The sequence below is a fragment of the Caballeronia humi genome (genome assembly GCF_001544475.1).
GTDB lineage: Bacteria > Pseudomonadota > Gammaproteobacteria > Burkholderiales > Burkholderiaceae > Caballeronia > Caballeronia humi.
Map to the genome: position 1 here is coordinate 21,885 of NZ_FCNW02000008.1, position 17,700 is coordinate 39,584.

14 protein-coding genes are annotated in these 17,700 nt (G+C 64.2%); 2 read left to right on the top strand and 12 right to left on the bottom strand.

Annotated elements, in window-relative coordinates; all coding sequences use genetic code 11:
* Nucleotides 1-3: 3 nt before the first annotated feature.
* From AWB65_RS10895 to AWB65_RS10920, 6 genes are all read right to left on the bottom strand, one after another.
* The gene (locus AWB65_RS10895; protein ID WP_087667173.1) at nucleotides 4-2,394 is read right to left on the bottom strand and encodes a hybrid sensor histidine kinase/response regulator; all 2,391 of its coding nucleotides are present in this window, start codon (nucleotides 2,392-2,394) and stop codon (nucleotides 4-6) included.
* Nucleotides 2,391-3,113, bottom strand: coding sequence for a chemotaxis protein CheW (locus AWB65_RS10900; RefSeq protein WP_087667174.1), 723 nt, complete (start codon nucleotides 3,111-3,113; stop codon nucleotides 2,391-2,393). Before AWB65_RS10900 ends, AWB65_RS10895 begins: the two co-directional genes overlap by 4 nt.
* Nucleotides 3,110-4,396 carry a CheR family methyltransferase gene (locus AWB65_RS10905; protein ID WP_235007583.1) on the bottom strand — a complete coding sequence of 429 codons (1,287 nt, stop codon included), beginning with the start codon at nucleotides 4,394-4,396 and terminating at the stop codon, nucleotides 3,110-3,112. The genes AWB65_RS10900 and AWB65_RS10905 overlap by 4 nt, the downstream gene beginning before the upstream one ends.
* Entirely contained in the window at nucleotides 4,393-4,860 is a 468-nt protein-coding gene (locus AWB65_RS10910) for a chemotaxis protein CheW (protein WP_087667176.1), read from the bottom strand. Before AWB65_RS10910 ends, AWB65_RS10905 begins: the two co-directional genes overlap by 4 nt.
* Nucleotides 4,861-4,878: 18 nt before the next feature.
* Nucleotides 4,879-6,504 carry a methyl-accepting chemotaxis protein gene (locus AWB65_RS10915; RefSeq protein ID WP_087667281.1) on the bottom strand — a complete coding sequence of 542 codons (1,626 nt, stop codon included), beginning with the start codon at nucleotides 6,502-6,504 and terminating at the stop codon, nucleotides 4,879-4,881.
* An 84-nt stretch (nucleotides 6,505-6,588) separates the two neighbouring features.
* Nucleotides 6,589-6,840: a hypothetical protein gene (locus tag AWB65_RS10920; RefSeq protein ID WP_087667177.1), complete on the bottom strand. Its 252-nt coding sequence runs from the start codon at nucleotides 6,838-6,840 to the stop codon at nucleotides 6,589-6,591.
* A gap of 503 nt (nucleotides 6,841-7,343) precedes the next feature.
* Between AWB65_RS10920 and AWB65_RS10925 the strand changes: the two genes are divergently transcribed.
* Nucleotides 7,344-8,708: a glycosyl hydrolase gene (locus tag AWB65_RS10925; protein WP_087667178.1), complete on the top strand. Its 1,365-nt coding sequence runs from the start codon at nucleotides 7,344-7,346 to the stop codon at nucleotides 8,706-8,708.
* Here the strand turns inward: AWB65_RS10925 and tssJ are convergent.
* From tssJ to AWB65_RS10950, 5 genes are read right to left on the bottom strand one after another with little or no spacing between them, the layout of a single operon-like run.
* Nucleotides 8,705-9,208, bottom strand: coding sequence for a type VI secretion system lipoprotein TssJ (gene tssJ, locus AWB65_RS10930; protein WP_087667179.1), 504 nt, complete (start codon nucleotides 9,206-9,208; stop codon nucleotides 8,705-8,707). The genes AWB65_RS10925 and tssJ overlap by 4 nt on opposite strands.
* 13 nt (nucleotides 9,209-9,221) lie before the next feature.
* A complete protein-coding gene (gene tssG / locus AWB65_RS10935; RefSeq protein WP_235007584.1) occupies nucleotides 9,222-10,256 on the bottom strand; it encodes a type VI secretion system baseplate subunit TssG in 1,035 nt (344 codons plus the stop codon).
* Nucleotides 10,253-12,028 (bottom strand): type VI secretion system baseplate subunit TssF, encoded by a 1,776-nt coding sequence (gene tssF, locus AWB65_RS10940; protein ID WP_087667181.1) that lies wholly within the window; start codon nucleotides 12,026-12,028, stop codon nucleotides 10,253-10,255. Before tssF ends, tssG begins: the two co-directional genes overlap by 4 nt.
* Nucleotides 12,029-12,050: 22 nt before the next feature.
* The gene (gene tssA / locus AWB65_RS10945; RefSeq protein ID WP_087667182.1) at nucleotides 12,051-13,625 is read right to left on the bottom strand and encodes a type VI secretion system protein TssA; all 1,575 of its coding nucleotides are present in this window, start codon (nucleotides 13,623-13,625) and stop codon (nucleotides 12,051-12,053) included.
* Nucleotides 13,622-16,165 (bottom strand): ImcF-related family protein, encoded by a 2,544-nt coding sequence (locus AWB65_RS10950; protein ID WP_235007585.1) that lies wholly within the window; start codon nucleotides 16,163-16,165, stop codon nucleotides 13,622-13,624. The genes tssA and AWB65_RS10950 overlap by 4 nt, the downstream gene beginning before the upstream one ends.
* A 555-nt stretch (nucleotides 16,166-16,720) precedes the next feature.
* On the opposite strand from AWB65_RS10950, the gene AWB65_RS36905 reads away from it, so the two are divergent.
* Nucleotides 16,721-16,978, top strand: a complete 258-nt coding sequence (locus tag AWB65_RS36905) for a hypothetical protein (RefSeq protein WP_235007586.1) — start codon at nucleotides 16,721-16,723, stop codon at nucleotides 16,976-16,978.
* 424 nt (nucleotides 16,979-17,402) lie between these two features.
* On the opposite strand, the gene AWB65_RS10955 is transcribed toward AWB65_RS36905, so the two are convergent.
* The gene (locus AWB65_RS10955; RefSeq protein ID WP_087667184.1) at nucleotides 17,403-17,693 is read right to left on the bottom strand and encodes a PAAR domain-containing protein; all 291 of its coding nucleotides are present in this window, start codon (nucleotides 17,691-17,693) and stop codon (nucleotides 17,403-17,405) included.
* Nucleotides 17,694-17,700: the final 7 nt, after the last annotated feature.

The window sequence follows — 17,700 nt, forward strand, 5'->3', positions numbered from 1 at the left end:
GCTTCATGACTTCGCCTCGCCGATCAGGTCGCGCACGGCGTCTAGCAGCGTCTGGTCGTGAAAGCTGCCTTTGGCGAGGTAATAGTCGGCGCCCGCGTCGAGTCCGCGCTGGCGGTCCTCCGCGCGGTCCTTGTACGACACGATCATCACCGGCAGATTCGACAGTTGTGCATCGCGCCGGATCAACGACACGAGTTCGATACCGTCGAGGCGCGGCATGTCGATATCGGTGATGACGAGGTCGAAGCGCTCGCCGCGCACGGCGTTCCAGCCGTCCATGCCATCGACCGCGATGGTCACGTCGTAGCCGCGCGAGACGAGCAGCTTCTTTTCCAGCTCGCGCACGGTCAGCGAATCATCGACGACGAGCACACGCTTCGCCGCCACCTCGGTGCGCGCCGCGCCCGCTCCCACGCGCCCGATCTCGCCGCCCGCGACCAGCTTCTCCACCGAGCGCAGCCAGTCGTCGAGATCGGCGATCAGGAGCGGGTCGCCGTTTTCCATCAGCGCCCCCGCCGCGATGTTGCGCACCTTGCCGAGGCGCTTGTCGAGCGGTTGCACGACGAGCATGCGCTCGCCGAGAAAGCGGTCTACGACGATGCCGTAACTCACCGCGCCTTGTCCTATCACGACGATGTTGAACTGGTCGCCGGTAGCGTCAAACGTGCCGGCCTGCAGCACCTGATGCGCCGTGACGAGGCCGAGACGGCGGCCGTCGAAGGAGAAATGCTGGTGGCCTTCGAGCATGTCGATCGCGCTCGCGGGCAGCACCATCGTGCGCGTGACGTGCGCGAGCGGCAGCCCGTAAGGCTCGCCCGCGACCTCGACGATGAGGCTGCGGATCACCGAAAGCGTGAGCGGCAACTGCAAGAGGAAGCGCGTACCCGTGTGCGACTGCGCGGCGTCGTGGATCACGCGCACACTGCCGCGCACTTGCCGCACGGCGTCCTGCACGGCATCGAGCCCGACGCCGCGGCCCGAGACGTCGGTGACGGTATCGCGCATCGAGAAGCCGGGCAGGAACAGGAACTCGGAGAGTTCCACGTCCGACATGCGCGCCGCCGTCGCTTCGCTCGCGAGCGCCTTCTGCACGACCACGCGCCGCAACGCATCGATGTCGATGCCCGCGCCGTCGTCGGTCACGCTGATGAAAAGCGACCCCGCGCTGTGCCGCGCCTCGAGCGTGATCGTGCCCTCGGCGGGCTTGCCGAGCGCGCGCCGCACCGACGGCGGTTCGATGCCGTGATCGACAGCGTTGCGCAGCAAGTGCCCGAGCGGGCCGTCGAGCATGTCGAGGATGTCGCGGTCCACCTGCGTCGATTCGCCGACGATCACGAGCCGCGCTTCCTTGCCGAGCGAACGCGCGACGTCGCGCACCATGCGCGCGAAGCCGCCTGTGGCGTCGACGAAAGGACGCATGCGGCATTCGAGCGCTTCGTCGTAAAGCTGTTGCGACAGATGCGTCGAACGGCGGTCGAAGTTTTCGAGTTCGGCCAGGCGCTCGTTGAGATGCCGGTGAACTTCGGCGGAAAGCTGGCGCGCTTCGTCGAGCGCGGCGCGGGCGCGCGGGTCGAGTTGCTGGTATTCGGGGACGTCGGCGAGCGTTTCGTGCAGGCGTTCAAGCGCGCGGTTCGCGTCGCGCTGGATGCGCTTCACGCGCAGCATCGATTGCGCGAACGGTTTCACCCAGCGCGATTCGACAAGCGACTCTCCGGAGTGGCTCAGCAGGCGGTCGAGCGTGTCGGCGCGCACGCGCAGCATGCGCGGGCCAGAGGGAGCGTTGTACGCGGGTTCTGCGGGTTCGTCGCGTTCTTCGCGTTCTTCGCGTTCTTCGCGTTCTTCGCGTTCTTCGCGTTCTTCGCTTCGATCTGGCGCGGAGACAGAAACGGCCGGCAGCGTGAGTTCGCTCGACAAGTCGAATGGCGCGGCCGCTTTCGCATTCGTTCCGACCGGAGAGATCGCCAAGCGGTCATGCGCCGGCGCGAGGGCCGCCGTGCCTTCCAGCCGCGCGCTCAACTCGGCGGCGAACGCATCGGCATTGCGTTCCAGTTGCGCTTCCTCTTCCGCGCCGCGCGTCATCCCGATCTGCACGATCAGATCGACGCCGCGCAGCAACATGTCGATATGCCCGGCATCCAGCGTCAAGCGCGCTTCCTGCGCCGCGACGAAGCAATCTTCCATCACATGCGCGAGCGTCACGCCGACCGGTACGCCGACCACGCGCGCCGCGCCCTTCAGCGAATGCGCCGCACGCATGCACGCTTCGAGCGTGACGGGCTCGCGCGGCGCACGTTCGAGCGCGAGCAGGCCGTCCGAAAGAATCTGCGCTTGCGTGCGGGCTTCCTCGCAGAACAGCTCGATCAGCGACGGCGGAATGGTGTCGCCGCTCGTCATGTGAGACTCCGGTTCAAGGTATCGAGGAGGCGTTCGGCGTCGAGCAGGCCCACGGTCACACCCTTGAACGCGACCACCGCGCGCGCATGCGACGCCGCGTGATGCGCGAGCGTCGCGGGCACGGGCTTGAACGCGGAGCGCGCGAAGCGATGCACGCCATCGACTGCATCGACGGGGAAAACGATCGGGCCCGCGTTCGCTTCGCCCTGCCCTTCGACGACGAGCAAGCGTCCCAGTTCGCGTGCGTCGATGGCCGTGCTCGACGCGCGGCTCGCGGCCTGCGGTTGCGCGGCTTCGATGCCGAAGAGCCGCGCAAGCGACGCGCACACGAGCAAACGTCCGCGCACGTTCACGACGCCCAGCACCGCGCGATGCCGCCGATGCGGCAACGAATGGATCGGCCGCAGTTGCGCGACCTGGCGGAAGATCGCGGTCGGCAGGCCGAGCCATTCGTCGCCGATTCGGAACACGAGATACGACACGGCTTCCGCGCTTTGCTCCGCCGACGGCGCCTTGGCGAAATCATGTGCTTCGATGCGTGCCTCGACGCGGTCGAGCACGCGCGCGGCGGCGGCATCGTGCACGGGGCAGTTGCGGCAATGCACGTACTCTTCGAGCTTCGGGCACGAACCGTCTCCGCGTACGCCGATGCGGTTCCAGCAGTCGTCGATCCTGTCGATGTGGGCGACATCGACTGCGCTATTTAAACGATCGTTCATCGCGGCCTCGCTTCGAGCCGCTCGGCGCGTGCGAGCAGAAGCCCCGCACCGGCTGCGTCGCCATCGATTTGCAGGAGAGCGGCGAGATGCGTGAGCGCCTCGCGATGCGCGGGATCGAGATAGAGCGCGCGCTTGTACTGGCTGCGCGAGGCAGCGCGGTCGTCGCGGGCGTCGGCGATCACGCCTAGCAGGTAGTAGGCGTCGGCGCTCGATGTGTGGCTTTCCAGATAAGCGCGTGCGGCGACTTCGGCGGCATCGAGCTGACCTGCGTCGGCGAGGGCGCGTGCTTGGGTGAGGGTCGCGGCGGTATCGTCGCGCTTTACCGCAACCGGCTTGATCAACCATGGCGCGGGCGTAACTGGACGCGGCGCGGGAACCGTCCACGCCGGAAGCGGCTTCGACGGCGCGATCCACGGTTTGATCGGCGCCGCAGCAACCGGCTGCGCCTCAGGCTCCGCGCGCTGAAACGCGAACGCGAGCGGAATTTTCGCGGAGCGCATCCCTTCGCGCATCATGAGGCCCGTCTCGGCAGGACCGACGAACAACATGCCGCCGTCGGCGAGCAAGGCATCGAGCACGCGCAGCGCGGCCGATTGCGTCGCGGGATCGAAATAGATCAGCACGTTGCGACAGAACACGAAGTCGAAACGCTCGAACGCATGCGGATCGAGTTGCAGCAGGTTCGCATGCGTGAAGCGCACGCGTTCTGCGATAGCCGCATTCAGACGCCAGCCATCGTTCGTGCGTTCGAAGTGTCGGTCGCGAAAGCCAATCGCATGACCACGAAACGCGTTGCGTCCGTAATGCGCGCGGCGGGCGTTAGCCAGCGCGCGCTCGCTCACGTCGATGGCTTCGACCGCAAAGCGTTCCGGCGCGATGCCGGAGTCGCAGAACGCCATCGCGATCGAATACGCTTCCTCGCCCGTCGAGCACGGCAGGCTCAGCACGCGCACGCGCTTCTCCGGATGATCGTGAAGCCGCAGCCGCGCGAGACGCACGAGCGCGGCAAACGCTTCGGCATCGCGAAAGAACCACGTTTCCGGGACGACGACGGCTTCGATCAGATCCTGCAGTTGTTCAGGCGCGGCGTTGACTTCGTGCCAGTAGTCGTCGAGCGTGGCTTCCGAAGCGTTGGCCTCGCGCCATGCCGTAAAGCGCTCGCGCACCGCGCGCACGATCGCGCCCGAACCGATCGATTCGGCATCGAGCCCGATCGTCCGGTGCAACAGCGCGACGAAGCGCTCGGTGAGCGCGTGATCGTATTGAACGTGTGAATGGTTCACCTGGCACGCTCCGCGAACAGCAGCGCCTGCACGTCGTCCGGCAGCAGATGTTCGATGCGGACCCATTGCAGCAGACCGAGTCCATCGTGCGCAAGCGGCCCGAGATAGCGCGCGTGCGGCGTATCGATGCCCGCATCGCGGAAACTGGCGGCATCGAGTTTGATCGTGCGCGTCGCCTGTTCGAGCAGCAACCCGAGACGCCGCGTTTCGATGCCGCTCGCCGTGCGCTGCGGATAGCGCACGAGCGCGAGCCGCGTCGAAAGCCGCTCGCGCGAGGCACGCGCGAGCGCGAGTGCACTGAGATCGACGACGGGCACCGGCTCCCCTTCGTAATCCATGACGCCGGCGACCCAGTCCGGCGCACCCGGCAGCGCCTTCAGCGGCGCGAGCGGAAGCATGCGTTCCATCTGCGCGCTGTCGAGCAGATAACGGTCGGAGCCGAGCGAGAACTGGACGAAGAGCATCGGTTCATTCACCCGCGTTCAGGCCGCGACCTTGAAGCGCGACACGCCGGTGCGCAGCCCGTTCGCGGTGTGCGTGAGATCGTCGATGGCCTGCGTCGACTGGCGCAGCGACTCCGCCGTCTGCTGCGCGGCCTCGGACAGTTGCGAGAGCGCCTGCGAGATCTGGTCGGCGCCGGTCGCCTGCGTCTGCATGCCTTCGTTGATCATCACGAAGCGCGGTGCGAGCGTCTGCACCTGATGGATGATCTGCGACAACTGGCCGCCCACTTGCTGCACGTCGAGCATGCCGCGCCGCACTTCCTCGGAGAACTTGTCCATGCCCATCACGCCCGCCGCCACGGCCGACTGAATCTCTTTCACCATCTGCTCGATGTCGAACGTGGCAACCGCTGTCTGGTCCGCGAGACGCCGGATTTCGGTCGCGACGACTGCGAAGCCACGGCCGTAATCGCCCGCTTTCTCGGCTTCGATCGCGGCGTTGAGCGACAGGAGGTTGGTCTGGTCGGCGACCTTCGTGATCGTGGCGACGACCTGATTGATGTTGCCCGCCTTCTCGTTGAGGATCGCGAGCTTGCCGTTGACCGAGCCAGCCGCATCCATCACGAGGCGCATCGTTTCTTCCATGCGCGTGAGGCCGGTCTGCCCCGTGCCCGCGAGCGCCGCCGATTGTTCCGCCACACCCGACACTTCGTTCATCGTGCGCACCAGGTCGCGCGCGGTCGCAAAAATCTCGCGCGATGTCGCGCCGATTTCGGTCGTCGTCGCGGCGGTTTCGCTCGCGGTGGCTTGCTGTTCGCGCGCCGTCGCGGCGATTTCAGAGACGGAAGTCGTCACCTGTACCGCCGATTTCTGCGCCTGGCCGACCAGTCCGGTCAATTCGTCCGTCATGCGGTTGAAGCCTGCTTCGAGCGTGCCGAACTCGTCGCGACGATCGAGTGCGAGACGCTGCGTGAGGTCGCCGGTACGCATCTTGTCGACGACGTCCACGAGACGCAGCATCGGCACGGTCACGGACTTGAGCAGCATGAAGCCGAGCACCGCGGCCGCTGCAACGGCGATCAGCATGATCACCGCCAGCATGATCTGCGATTCGCGTACGGATTCACGAATGCTCGCGACCGACTGCGCATGCGCCACCTGATTGTTCTCGACGAGCACGCGCGCCGCCTTCTGGCCCGCTTCCCATGCCGGCGTCAGCTTCGTGTTGAAGGTGGCGGTCGCGGCGTCTTTCGAGGCCGCCCGTTCGCGCAGGAACTGGTCGAGCACAGGGCCATAGACCACGCTATGACGCTTGAAGTCCTCGAACAGTTGACGGTCGCGATCGTCGAAGATGGTGGGCACGTAGCGGTCCATCAGACGTTCGATCGACGTGCGCGACTCCGCGAGCAGCAGCGTGTCGCGCTTCGTCTGTTCAGGATCGTCGTCGATGTAGGCGAGCCGCTCGGCTGTCGCATAGCTTTCCGTCCACGCGGCGCGCAGGTCGCTGGAGATCGCCGTGCCGAGCATCGTGTCTTCCTGCAGGCTGTTCGCATCATGATCGATGCCGCGCAGGATTGCGTAGGAAAGCGCGGCCATCACGAGCATCAGCGCGAGGATGATGCCGAAGCTCGCCAGGATGCGTTGTCGAATCGTCAATCGGTTCACGCGGGTGCCTTCATCAAGGTAAATGGCCGCGCGGTGCAAGAGCGCCGCGGACCGGGATTGTTACGTCGGATGCCTGGCGCCCGGTCAGTCGGCGAACGACATCCAGTGAAACGGCAGCAGCCACTGGGCCACCTGCCATACGGCGATCACCCCGAACACGGCGACCGACGCCACGAACAGCGCGAGGCCGCCGAGGATCAGCCAGTCGTCGCGCGTGCGCCTGCCACGTGCCGAACGCGAGCGATGCCGCGCGATGGTCACGCCTTCGTCTTCCAGCCGATGCCGGACGTGATCGGCCTCCCGCCGTTGTTCGACGACGGTTTTCAAACGGACCATCCACTGACTGCAATCGGGATCATTGGGGAAACGCTTCTGTAATCGGCTCTGGCTGGTTCTTCGCGAGCATGGAAGGAGTGTCGCAGCGAAGGCGTGAACTCGGCGCGTCGAACAGACGGGGGTTTGGGCGCTTGTTTGCCGGATTGAAAGCAGCGCGAATTGGGTAGTGTTTGAGATGGGGAGGTGCGATATTTACCGCGCTTCAGCGAATTTCAAATCCGGTAAATAGGATAAATCCGCTAAATCACTTTCCAATAGCTCGATCGGATTTTCTGCGAGCAGCGTTTATGCAGCCAATCGATATTGATCGTTTCTCGTATTAATCCGCATTGAAATAAATTCCCGCTAGAGCGAATGAAAGAGCAAATTCCCTCTCAATCCGGCATTTTCCAATTCTATTAACTCATCCACATTTTTTTAAGAATCCGTAACGCTGACAGGTAAAAATTCGTTAAATACCATTCGGTCCATTGACAAAATCGGATCGGATAAACCTGTTACTCATGAACCATTATTCACGCGAAACATCACTCCTCACCCGCAGAAAGTTTCTCTCCCTGGCAATAGCCGGCGCCGGCAGCGCAGCGCTCGCCGCATGCGGCGGCGGTAGCGGCGAAGTCGAACCAGACAACGCCGTCGACATCGCTCCCGTTTCGAAAGCGGCCACCGGCAAGGCATCGCCGAATAGCACCGTCATCCCGCCCGCCGCATCGATCACGGACAACACCGGCAACGTCTGGACGCTCGTCAACAGCCGCGTGACGAAGAACGGCGCCGGCGTTTCGACCGGTTCCGCCAAACCGCTCGTCCTGATGCTGTTCTTCAACGGCGAGATCTACGCGCAAAACTCGATCGGCGGCTGGTACAAGAGCGGCAGTCCGTGGACCTCGATCGGCACGTCCGACCCGCGCGGCAACACGGCCGCCGCCGACGCCGCGCTTTTCTACGGCATCAACGGCCACATGGCGTGGGGCAACAACAGCATCTACCAGACGATGCCGCCCGAGCAGCAGCTCGCGATCCTGAAGGACCTCGGCGTCACGAACTACCGCTGCGACACCGCCGACGCCGGCATGTCCACCTATCTCGCGACCGCGCTGAAGGGCCCGTTCGCGGGCAGCGGCGTCGCGATCTTCCCGGTGATCAACCCGCGCTCCGCCCGCTGGGACCCGGAGAGCACGGAAGCCGCCGCCTACACGCTCGGCTACGACCTCGCCGTGCGCGTGACGAAGCCGCTCGCGGGCCTCGTCAAGTACATCGAATGCGGCAACGAGCTCGATACCGTCGGCCTCAAGATCGCTGGCGACGGCAGCCAGACGTCCGACTGGAATCCCGCGCACTGGCCGTCGTTCCGCGGCGTGATTCGCGGCATGATCGACGGCGTCAAGGCGGTCGATCCGAAGATCGATTGCGGCGTGAACGTCGGCATCCCGATGGGGTATCGCGCGCTGCAGATGCTGTGGACCGGCGTATCGCCGAACGGCACGGCGCAGGGCGTGAGCGGCGCCGCGCCAGTGCGCTGGGACTTTACGACGTATCACTGGTACAAGAGCTCGGGCAAAATCGAATGCGCCGGGCGCAACAATGCGTGCGTGAACATCCTTCAGGTGCTCAAGGACTCGTTCAACGTACCGATCTGGCTGACCGAATTCGGCTGGTCGGACGCCAAGGACACGCCGCAATCGGCCGCCGATTACATCGCATACGCACTCGGCTCGTATCGCGAGATCAAGGACAAGTACAACATCAAGTCGATCATGATGTACGCGGTGATCGATGGCAACTATGGCCTGATCCAGCCCGATGGCGTGACCCGCAACCCGGCCTACGCGACGATGAAAAACTTCATCGCGGCGAATCCGGTTTAGCGTGAGTCGCTCGAACTGATCAACTCGCGATCGATCAGTTCGAACTTCAGCGGCGCATCTGCCGGCATCGACTTCTTCGCGATCACGCGGCGCCAGTCGCGTTCATTGCGCACATCGCGGAAGAACGCGACGATCGCCACATATTGCGTGTCCGCGCGCATCGGTTGCGACAGGCTCGCCGCACTCCCCGGATTGACGACGACGCCCGCCGCGTCCTGCAGATCGCCGCCTAGCGCGGTGCGGTCGTTTTTCAGGAGATCGTCGTAGGAAGCGGCATCGAAAGATTTGCGGTCTTTCAGCTGATAGACGCGCACCGCGACCGAGACCGGACGATCCGCCTCGTCCGGATTGAGCGACGCGCGCGCCGTGAAATCGACGTTCAGCGTCTTGACCTGCTTGTAGAACACGGCGCGATACGTGTCCGATGTCTTGTCGGATACCGACTGCCACGCGCCGCACGCGCTCAGCGCAAGCGCTACGACAACAACGATGAATCGCATGCAGACTCCAGGTTCAAATGGCTTTGTAGCGGCCTAGCGGAATCGTAATCACACGATCCCCGACGGGTTTCAGCAACGTCGTCCAGGCTAGACGGCCGCCTTCCTCTTTTCCAGCGGTCGTCCCGAGCCGCAGCACGGGCGCTACAGCCGCCGACACTTCCATGCGCAGCACTGCATCCGCCTTGTTGCCCAGGTACACGCGCAGCAGGCTCATCAATTCGCGATAGAGCGGCGCGCCGGGCAAGAGGGCATGCGCCTGCGCGGCACTTGCGGGCGCGAGCGTGATGCGCACCGCCCCGCCGCGATCGAGGATGCGCCGCCCGAGCACATGTCCGTGCCCGAGCCCTTCGCCTGATCCAAGCCCGCACTGATCTTCAAGCCGGACCCAAACCGGGAACCGCTCGTCGATCTTCACGCCCGCACCGGGCACCGCGAGCGCCACGATTCCGGCGAGCCCTTCGGCCGTGCGCGTGCGTTGCGTAAGCAGGCCCAGTAAGCCGAGCACGCGTGCAGGAGGCAACCCGGCGCGCGCGGCCTTGTCGCCGAGACCGAAGCCCGCGAGACACAGCAGGTCGCGCGACATTGCATCGGTGCCGCCCGGCTCGAAACCCGCCGCGTACCGATACTTGCGCCACGCGCGATAAAAGAGCGTCGCGATCCGGTGATTGAATACGTCGAGAAAGGCCATGACTTCCTCGTGCCCTTCGCGTTTCAGGACGATGTCGTCAATCAGGTGCGGCGGCATCATCGCGTTCACGCCGTAAAGACCGAGGAACGTCGTGCGAACCGATGGCGGCCGATACGGACGCTCGTCATCGAATTCGACGGCGGCGACCTCCGTGCCGGGAAACCCCACCTTCGGATACGGCCGGAACCGCACAGACTCGCTGGCAAGGCTGTCGGACAGGCCAAGCCCCGCGTGGTCCGGCGCAAGACGTTCGAGCAACTGGCACAACTGGAAGAAGTTCATCCGCGACGCGCGCGCGAGCACCGCACGCATGAGCGGCCGCACATCCGGCTTGCTGGCTCGGGTTTCCATTGCGTTCATAGCGGCGCCCGCTCGGCATGACTCGCCGGCCAACCGATGCGTTTGCCGGATGGCAGCGAAATGACCGTTAGTTGCGTGAAAAGATTGATTTCCGCATAGAGCGCGAAGAATCGATGCAGCAGTTCACCGAAGAGACACACATCGCCTTCGCCTGCGAACGCGTGGCTGTCGAGCGTCACTTCGATCAGCACGCCGCGCTCGACGCCCCCGCCTCTCACCTGCCGCTTCAACGTCTGCGAAACATGCTGGATGCCGGCCAGCCTGCGACGGTTCATTTCGTCGCTCGTCCAGTCGTACAGCGCAAGCGCGCCGCGCAGCACTTCCGCGTCCATCAGCGACAGGAAGTTCGGCGCCAGATGCGAGAGCACGCGCCATTGAAAGCGATCGTCGACAGGCGGATAGACCGGCAGCGTCGGCGCAGTGAGATTGCGCACGTGCGCCACGTTCGGCGCGCTTTCCACGAGATCGACGATGCTCGCTTCGCGCAGGCCCTTGCGCGGAAGCATGCCGTTGGTGCCGGTCACGCGCAGCGACAGCGTCTCCTCGGGCAGGTCCTGCATCGATTCCCAGGCGTGGCCGCCGAGGATGATCCACGTGTCGAACAGACCTTTGACGCCCTGCCTCACGCGCGTGTGAAAGTAGCGCTCCGGCGCTTCGTGGCGCAGCATGCCGCCGCGATGGCGGAACGTGGAGAACGGCACGTACTCGAAGCGCTCGGCGCTCTCGTGATCGAACGATTCGACCGCTTCGACCGAATACGTCTCGACGAAACCGCCGTGGTGATGCATCGGCTTCACGCGATATTCGGTGTCGTGGTGATCGATGCGCACGGGCTCGGCATCGAGTTCGAAGAGGTTGATGATCGGCGTGCAGAAGAGGCGCACGTTGGCCGCCGTGAAGCGCAGATCGGCGGGATAGCTTTGTTCGAGCAGCACTTCGACTTCGAAGCTCCAGGCATCGGGCGGCAAGGCGTCCATGCTCAGGCCGCACAGGTCCACGAACAGGAACTTCTCGCGGAACGTGAAGTATTCGAGCAGCAACTGATAGCCCGAGAAAGCGATATCGGCCTTGGGCCACAGACGTTCGTCCGCTGCGAAGCCCGCCGCTTCGAACCGCGCGCTTTTGACTTGCGTGGACACGCCGTCGCGCACTTCAGGAATGCGCAGCGACACGGATTGCGCCTGTCGCGTCAACGCGAGATGCAGCGCAAAGGCCACCGGTAAATCGGCGTTCAGATACAGACGGATGCGCGACAGATCGAGCGCCTCGCGACGCGCCGACCGATCGATCTCGAAACTCAATCGAATCACAGAGCGGGCGTCGTGACGGACGGAAGGCGCGGCATCGGTCAGACGAATCGGCATCAGCGAGACGGGCTGTGTGGTTCGATACAGGCACTGCACGCCGCTCGCACCAACCTTGCCGGAGCGCACGGCGAGCCCCGCCGGCACGATCTCCGTTTGCTGCAGCGTTTCGAGCGCGGGCGTCATTTCGAGGATCGACAGCGAAGGGATCATGCGCAGGTAATGCGGCCACAAAAGGCTCACCAGGCCTTCGGTCAGTTCGGGCAATTCGTCATCGAGCTTCTGGCGCAGGCGGCCCGTGAGAAACGCGAAGCCCTCGAAGAGACGCTCGACATACGGATCGCGATCGCCCACGCGATCGAGGTTCAGCATGCGCGCGCGGTCCGGATGCGCCTCGGCGAATTCCTTGCCGGCCTCGCTCAGATAGCGCATCTCCGCTTCGTAGTAGCGAAGGATCGAGTCATCCATTTTTTTGAGTTCCCTGGTTCGTTTAGAGCGCTACGGCGCGAGCCGGATCGAGCACGGTCAGTTCGCTCTGTAGCTGCTCGACGCGACGGCTCAACGCGGGTTTGTCGGCGTCCTTCCGGGTCAGCGCCGCTTTCAGCACGCGCAGCAGGTGATGCTTGACCTCGAAGGTCAATGCGGGCTCCCACCGCACAAGGCCGAATCGTCCGGTCGCTTCGTTCAGATCGGTCAGGAGATGCAGCGCGATGTCGGATTTACCGCCGTGGTCCGCGATCCGCGCCATCAGCCAGCGTTGCAGGAAGCGCTGTCGATCCGACTGGATGCCGGGCAGGCCCGACAGCCACGCATACGCCGCATCGAGCCCCTGGCTTGCGAACAGATCGCGCGCCTGGGCTTCCATCTCGACCCAGCCGCTCGTATCGTTTTCGTCGCCCGATACGGGCAGCGGCGCCAGCGTCTCGCCTGCCTCCAGATCGCGCACCACAGCGTGGCGCGCGATCCAGTCGAGCGTGGTGTCGTCGGCGAAGGGCGTGCCGTCGTTGTAGGCGAGCCGCTCGATGCCGTTCAGGCGCTCGAGCAGCAGCGCGAAATCGGTGCGCAACAGATCGCGCCATTCGGTGTACGGGCTGCCCGCGTGATCGAGCGCCGTGTGCTGGAAGAACTGCAGGTCGAACCATAAATGATTCGCGTCCTCGGTGAACGCGCCCTCTACTCGTTCGAGCAACTCGTGCCAGTGCTTTTGCAGCACGAGCCGGCGAAACTGCTGGCGCAACTCGGCGCGCGGCGCGGGCAGACGCGTGCGCGACTGGGCATCGGCTGGCGGCAGGTCGTGGACCGTATCCCAGCGCACGCAGCGAATCAGCCGCGCAGCCGGCAGATAGCCGTTCTCCTGATCGCGCAGGTAGCGGGCCATCGTGCGGGTCTGCTCAAGAAGGTCGCGTGAGGACGCGATCGGCACGGCGACGCCTTGCGCCACCGCATGCACCAGGGGCACGGGCGTTGGCTGCAGCGGCTGTGTATGCGATTCGAAGCGAGAGATGAGCGGCTGCAGGTTCGGACGCGCGGCTTCGGACCACTGCGCCGTGTGCGTGACGAGCAGGTTCAGCGCAGCCATCGCGCGTTCGAGATCGGCCGGGGCGAACGACGCGTTATCGCCGACGCTTGCGAGCTGGTCGATCATGCGCGATGTCGCGAGCCAGTCGAGCGCGCCTTTCTTCGCTTCCAGACGCGCTGGCAGCAGCGCTTCGCCAAAGCGATCGACAAGCGTGGCGGTCAGTTCGAGCCCGTCAGTGAAACCGGCCGTGCCGTCCTGTCGAAGCCTCGCGTACGCGTAGTAGGCGGCGAGGCGCAGATCCTTGCCGGACTCCTTGAGCAACTGCTCGCAAGAACGCACGATCAATGCAACGTCGATGCCGGAGAGCTTCGCGAGTTCGTCCTTGATCGCGAAGAATGCATCTTCGTAGCCCGGGTCGCGGCCGATGCCGTCGTCGCCAGGAAGCGGCTCGAGCCACGCGGCCCACGATTCGATGCGTTCGCGCAGCAAGTCGTCAGGATCGCGCGCGCCGAACAGCGATTTGAGCAGAGTCGAGAAGACGCTCATTCGATCTCCGGCATCGCATTGCGCGGCAACGGCGTCGCGGCGTGCTTCGCCGCTTCGATTGCCGCTGCGGGCAAGGGCGGCGGATTCGACGACACGCTCTTTGCTGCGACGCCGCTCAGGAAAATGCGCGAGGGCAAGGTGAAATGGCGCAGCTTCAAGGCATCGAGCGGGCCCGCGCCTGATTCGCTGCGCAGTTGCACCTGCAACGCGATCGGCTGGACCGGCGCGCGGGGGCTGGATGCCGGCTTGGTTTCGATGGCCGCAAGCGCGAGCGGTGTGGACACGAGCGTCGCGGACGGGTCTGCGCTCCAGTCGTCGCGGATGTGCACCGCTTTCGCCGGAGCCGGTACGCTCGCTTCGATCCGCGGACGCGCGGGTTCGTCCTTACGAGCCGCGGGCACCGAAGTCCGTCCACCCGGCATCCACTTCAGCACATAGCGCGCGCCGTCCTGCTGCGTCACCGTCGCGCGCTCGAGCAGCCGGATCAGGCCGAAGCGGCCCGCGAAATCGAGGTCCGAACGAACGCCCGCCTGCTCGGTCTGCCATTCGACGTGCGCGTTATTCTCCAGCGCATCGCCCGGCCAGATGAAGGGCGTCCATTCCTCCTTCTGGTTGAAATAGTGCAGCTCACGGCCCGACAGCTTGAATCTCATGTCGATGACGCCGGGCGTCGGGATCGCGCGCAGTTCGTACCGCACGCCCGCGTCGCCGTTGGGGAACAATACGTTGGATACGCGCGTGAGCCGGTTCAGCGAACGCACGAACTCGGGGTCGACGGCCAGTGCATTGCGTCCCGCCCCCTGCGCGACGACCCACTGGTCGCCCTGACGTTCGAGGATGCCACCGAGTTGCGTCGTGACGAACTGCGCGATCACGCCGCTATCCGCGCGCAGGAAGCGCGCCATCTCCGGCAGCGATGCGTCGTTGTCCGAGTCCGCGAACGGATAGCGCCCGGCAAACGACTTATTCCATGCGGCGACGACCGAGGCACGCCACGTCTCGTTCAAACTCGACGATGCGGGTTTGAGCACGACCTCCCAGGTCTGGTCGAGCGGACGCTGGAACAGCGCATCGCCGAGACCCGCCCACTGTTCGCCGAGGCTCGCGGCGACCCGGCCCGCATAGTCGCGACTGTCGCCGAGGTCCGAAGTCTTGCCCTGCAGGACCGCCTGCGCCGCCGCGCGGGACAGGGCGTCGGGATCGGGACTCGCCATGATGTGCTGCAGCTTCAGGCGCACCGCCGTGACGCGTTCGAGGTAGCGCGGGAGGCTCAGATCGGATTGTGGCGTCGAAGTCTTATCGCTTCCGGCCAAGCGCAGGAGCGGCGCGAATGCGGCGGCGAGCGGTGCGTCAGAGGGCGGGCTTGCTCTGGACGGATCCTCCTTCGTGCTGCTCTTGATCAACTCCCGCGCTTTCGTGACGAGCGTGTCCGACAGCGACTCTCCGCTCGTACCTGTTGCGGCCTGAAACGCGATCACCTTGAACAGCGCCGAGAGCGGTGAGCGTTGGGCGTCGGCGTAGAGGCTCAACTGGTCGACGGTGCCCGATAGCGTCGTGTCCGGCTGCCAGCGCACGCTGTTGAGGAACTGCTGCCAGTTGCGCGCGTAATCGTCGAAGTAGCGTTGGCGCAGGGCTTCTTTTAGCACGCCCTTGGAGGTGGTCGAAGGTGCGGTCGTTAACACCCAGTCGGCCGTGATCGTACGTTGCTCGTCGGCTTTTTCGATTGCTCGGCCGATGCGTTCGTCCCAAGCGGCGCGCGTGTAGATGCCGGGCACGGTTTCCTTCGTGGTGAAGAGGCCGTGGCTGGTGTTGTCATCGCCTAGCAGCGTTTGTAGCGATATCGGCGGGTACTTGCTGCGGTTTTCTTCGAGGATCTGCTCGTAGACGGTGTCGGTCGAGTTCTGCAGGCCGACCACGCTGACGAGCGTCTGGCGCGCCGTGCTGACAAGGCTTGCGTCGGCAGGGAACGCGAGCGATGGGCCGTGCTGCGCGAGATGGTTCGCGTGAAAGATGACGAGGCGTTGAGTCAGGTCGTGCCAGGCGCCCGGGCTCATCTGCGACGATTCGGGGCGCACGGGTTCCGATGTTTGCATCAGTTCGGGGATAAGGAAGCTGGCGTCCGCGTGTTGCGGCTGGGCCAGCATCAGGTAAGCCTTCAGCTTGTCATAGGCGCGCTTGATCTGCGCTTCGCCGCCGTTCGCGAACTGCTGATCGGTTAGCGCGCCGAGTTGTCGCAGGTCGGCTTCGAGGTTTGCGCGGATCGGTTGGATCAGAGTGCGGTTGCTGGCTGCGGCGTAGAAGGGCCAGAGGGCTCTGAGCGTCTCCTTATCGCGGTTCAGGCCGAAGCGGGTGTACCACGGGCTGCCTTTGCGCTGGCGGGTTTCGAAGGTGTCGATCGTCTTTTGCAGGGCGTCGAGCGTGAGTGAGGCTTGCGTGCGGTCTTGCGCGGTCGAGAGCTTCGATGCCGTGTCGGCAGCGGTCTGGATCGTTACGCGGTTGGAGAAGCCGGAGAGCAAAGTGCCGGCGATCCACAGAGCCATGACGGATGTGACGAGGCACGCTGTTGCGGACGATAGTGAAAAGCCGACGCGATGGCCACGGAGGCGGTGTGCATGCTCGGCGACGGCTTGCCAAACCGCATGCGGTCGATCAATAGGGGCTTTATCCTGCGCTTTCTCGGGTGCGGTAACTCCGGCAGCGCTCTCTTTCAAGGGAGCGAAGAACACGCCATGAATCGCATTGTGCGAGGCTCGGGAAAGTCCAATTCGTGTGACTAGATCGGTCAACGAGCTTGCGTCCCGCGCGATGTGACGTGAGAGTTCGGCTGGAAAGCGATCAGTCTTGTCGCTTGCGATGCGTTCGACACCGACACCCGCCAATTCGTCGGAGAGCGCATGCACCGAAGCATCGACGTCGGCTTGAAGGATCCGTTCGCTCGCCCATGTGCAGCCAAACGCTTCACCTTGGGCTGACGTCGCGCTATCCGAGACAGCCACGTTCAGCAGGTATGCCGGAGCGGCCCAACGAAGTGAACGAGTGACGCGCGCGAGACGCTGCGTAGTTCGGTCTGCGTCGATCGGCTGATTGCCGGATACATGGCAATCCACGACTGCGACGACCGCATCAACCGGGCGCCGGCGGCGCAAGCGGCGTATTTGATCCATCCACGCGTCGTCGATCTGATGATCCTTCTGCTTCGAGTAGAGCACGACGATGCCGTCCGAGATCGCGTAGCCGCCTTCGACGAGACCTGGTGCGAGGCGCACGACGACGTGATCATCGCCGGTGACGACGATCCAGCGATCGCTGAATCGCCAGCGCCAGCCGTGGCGTTGGCGCAGTGCGTTGTATAGCGACTCGGCTCGTGCACCATGTACCTGCGCGCTGACACCTGCAGACGATGACGCGGACGACGCTTTGACTTGCTCGCCGACCCAGTGCTTGATACGACGCACTGCGACTGCCGGTCGCGATGATTCGTCGAAACTGAACCACGCAAACAGCGCACCGAACAGGATGCACAGCAAAAGAAACACTCCGGCCCGTTGCTCGGGAGAATGAAGATGCAACCAGTCGCTGCCCTTCAACCAGACGGCAACGCCTGACAAGACAACTAACAGAATACTGCTGGCGATGTCGATCCGGAATCGGTATGTCATTAAAGTGAGCAACGAGCGGGTGACGTCATGCGCCGTACAAATGAACGCAAATGCAGGCGAAGCGTTATTGAAATGACCTGACGAGGCAAGCCGCCAAAAGGCTTATCGAAATCGGCGTTCATGCGTCAACGAACGAGTCGTATTGAGACGGAACGAGAAGTGGACGGGGATCACACTGGCATATGCACAAATCGCCGCTTAGCGCTGCTTCGCGTCCGTCCGGGCCTGTCATTGAAAGGCGCGGGCCGACACACACTATGTTCCCGACGTTGTGGCAAGCCGTGCACCAGACTTCATCGCCTTCATAGGCCCGTTCCCGATTGCCGAGTCTGTCAAGTGGATCTCCAGTGGTCACGATGCCACCTGCTGTTGTTCGATCGCCTTTTGCGATGTCATAGCGTCTAGTCATCGTTCTA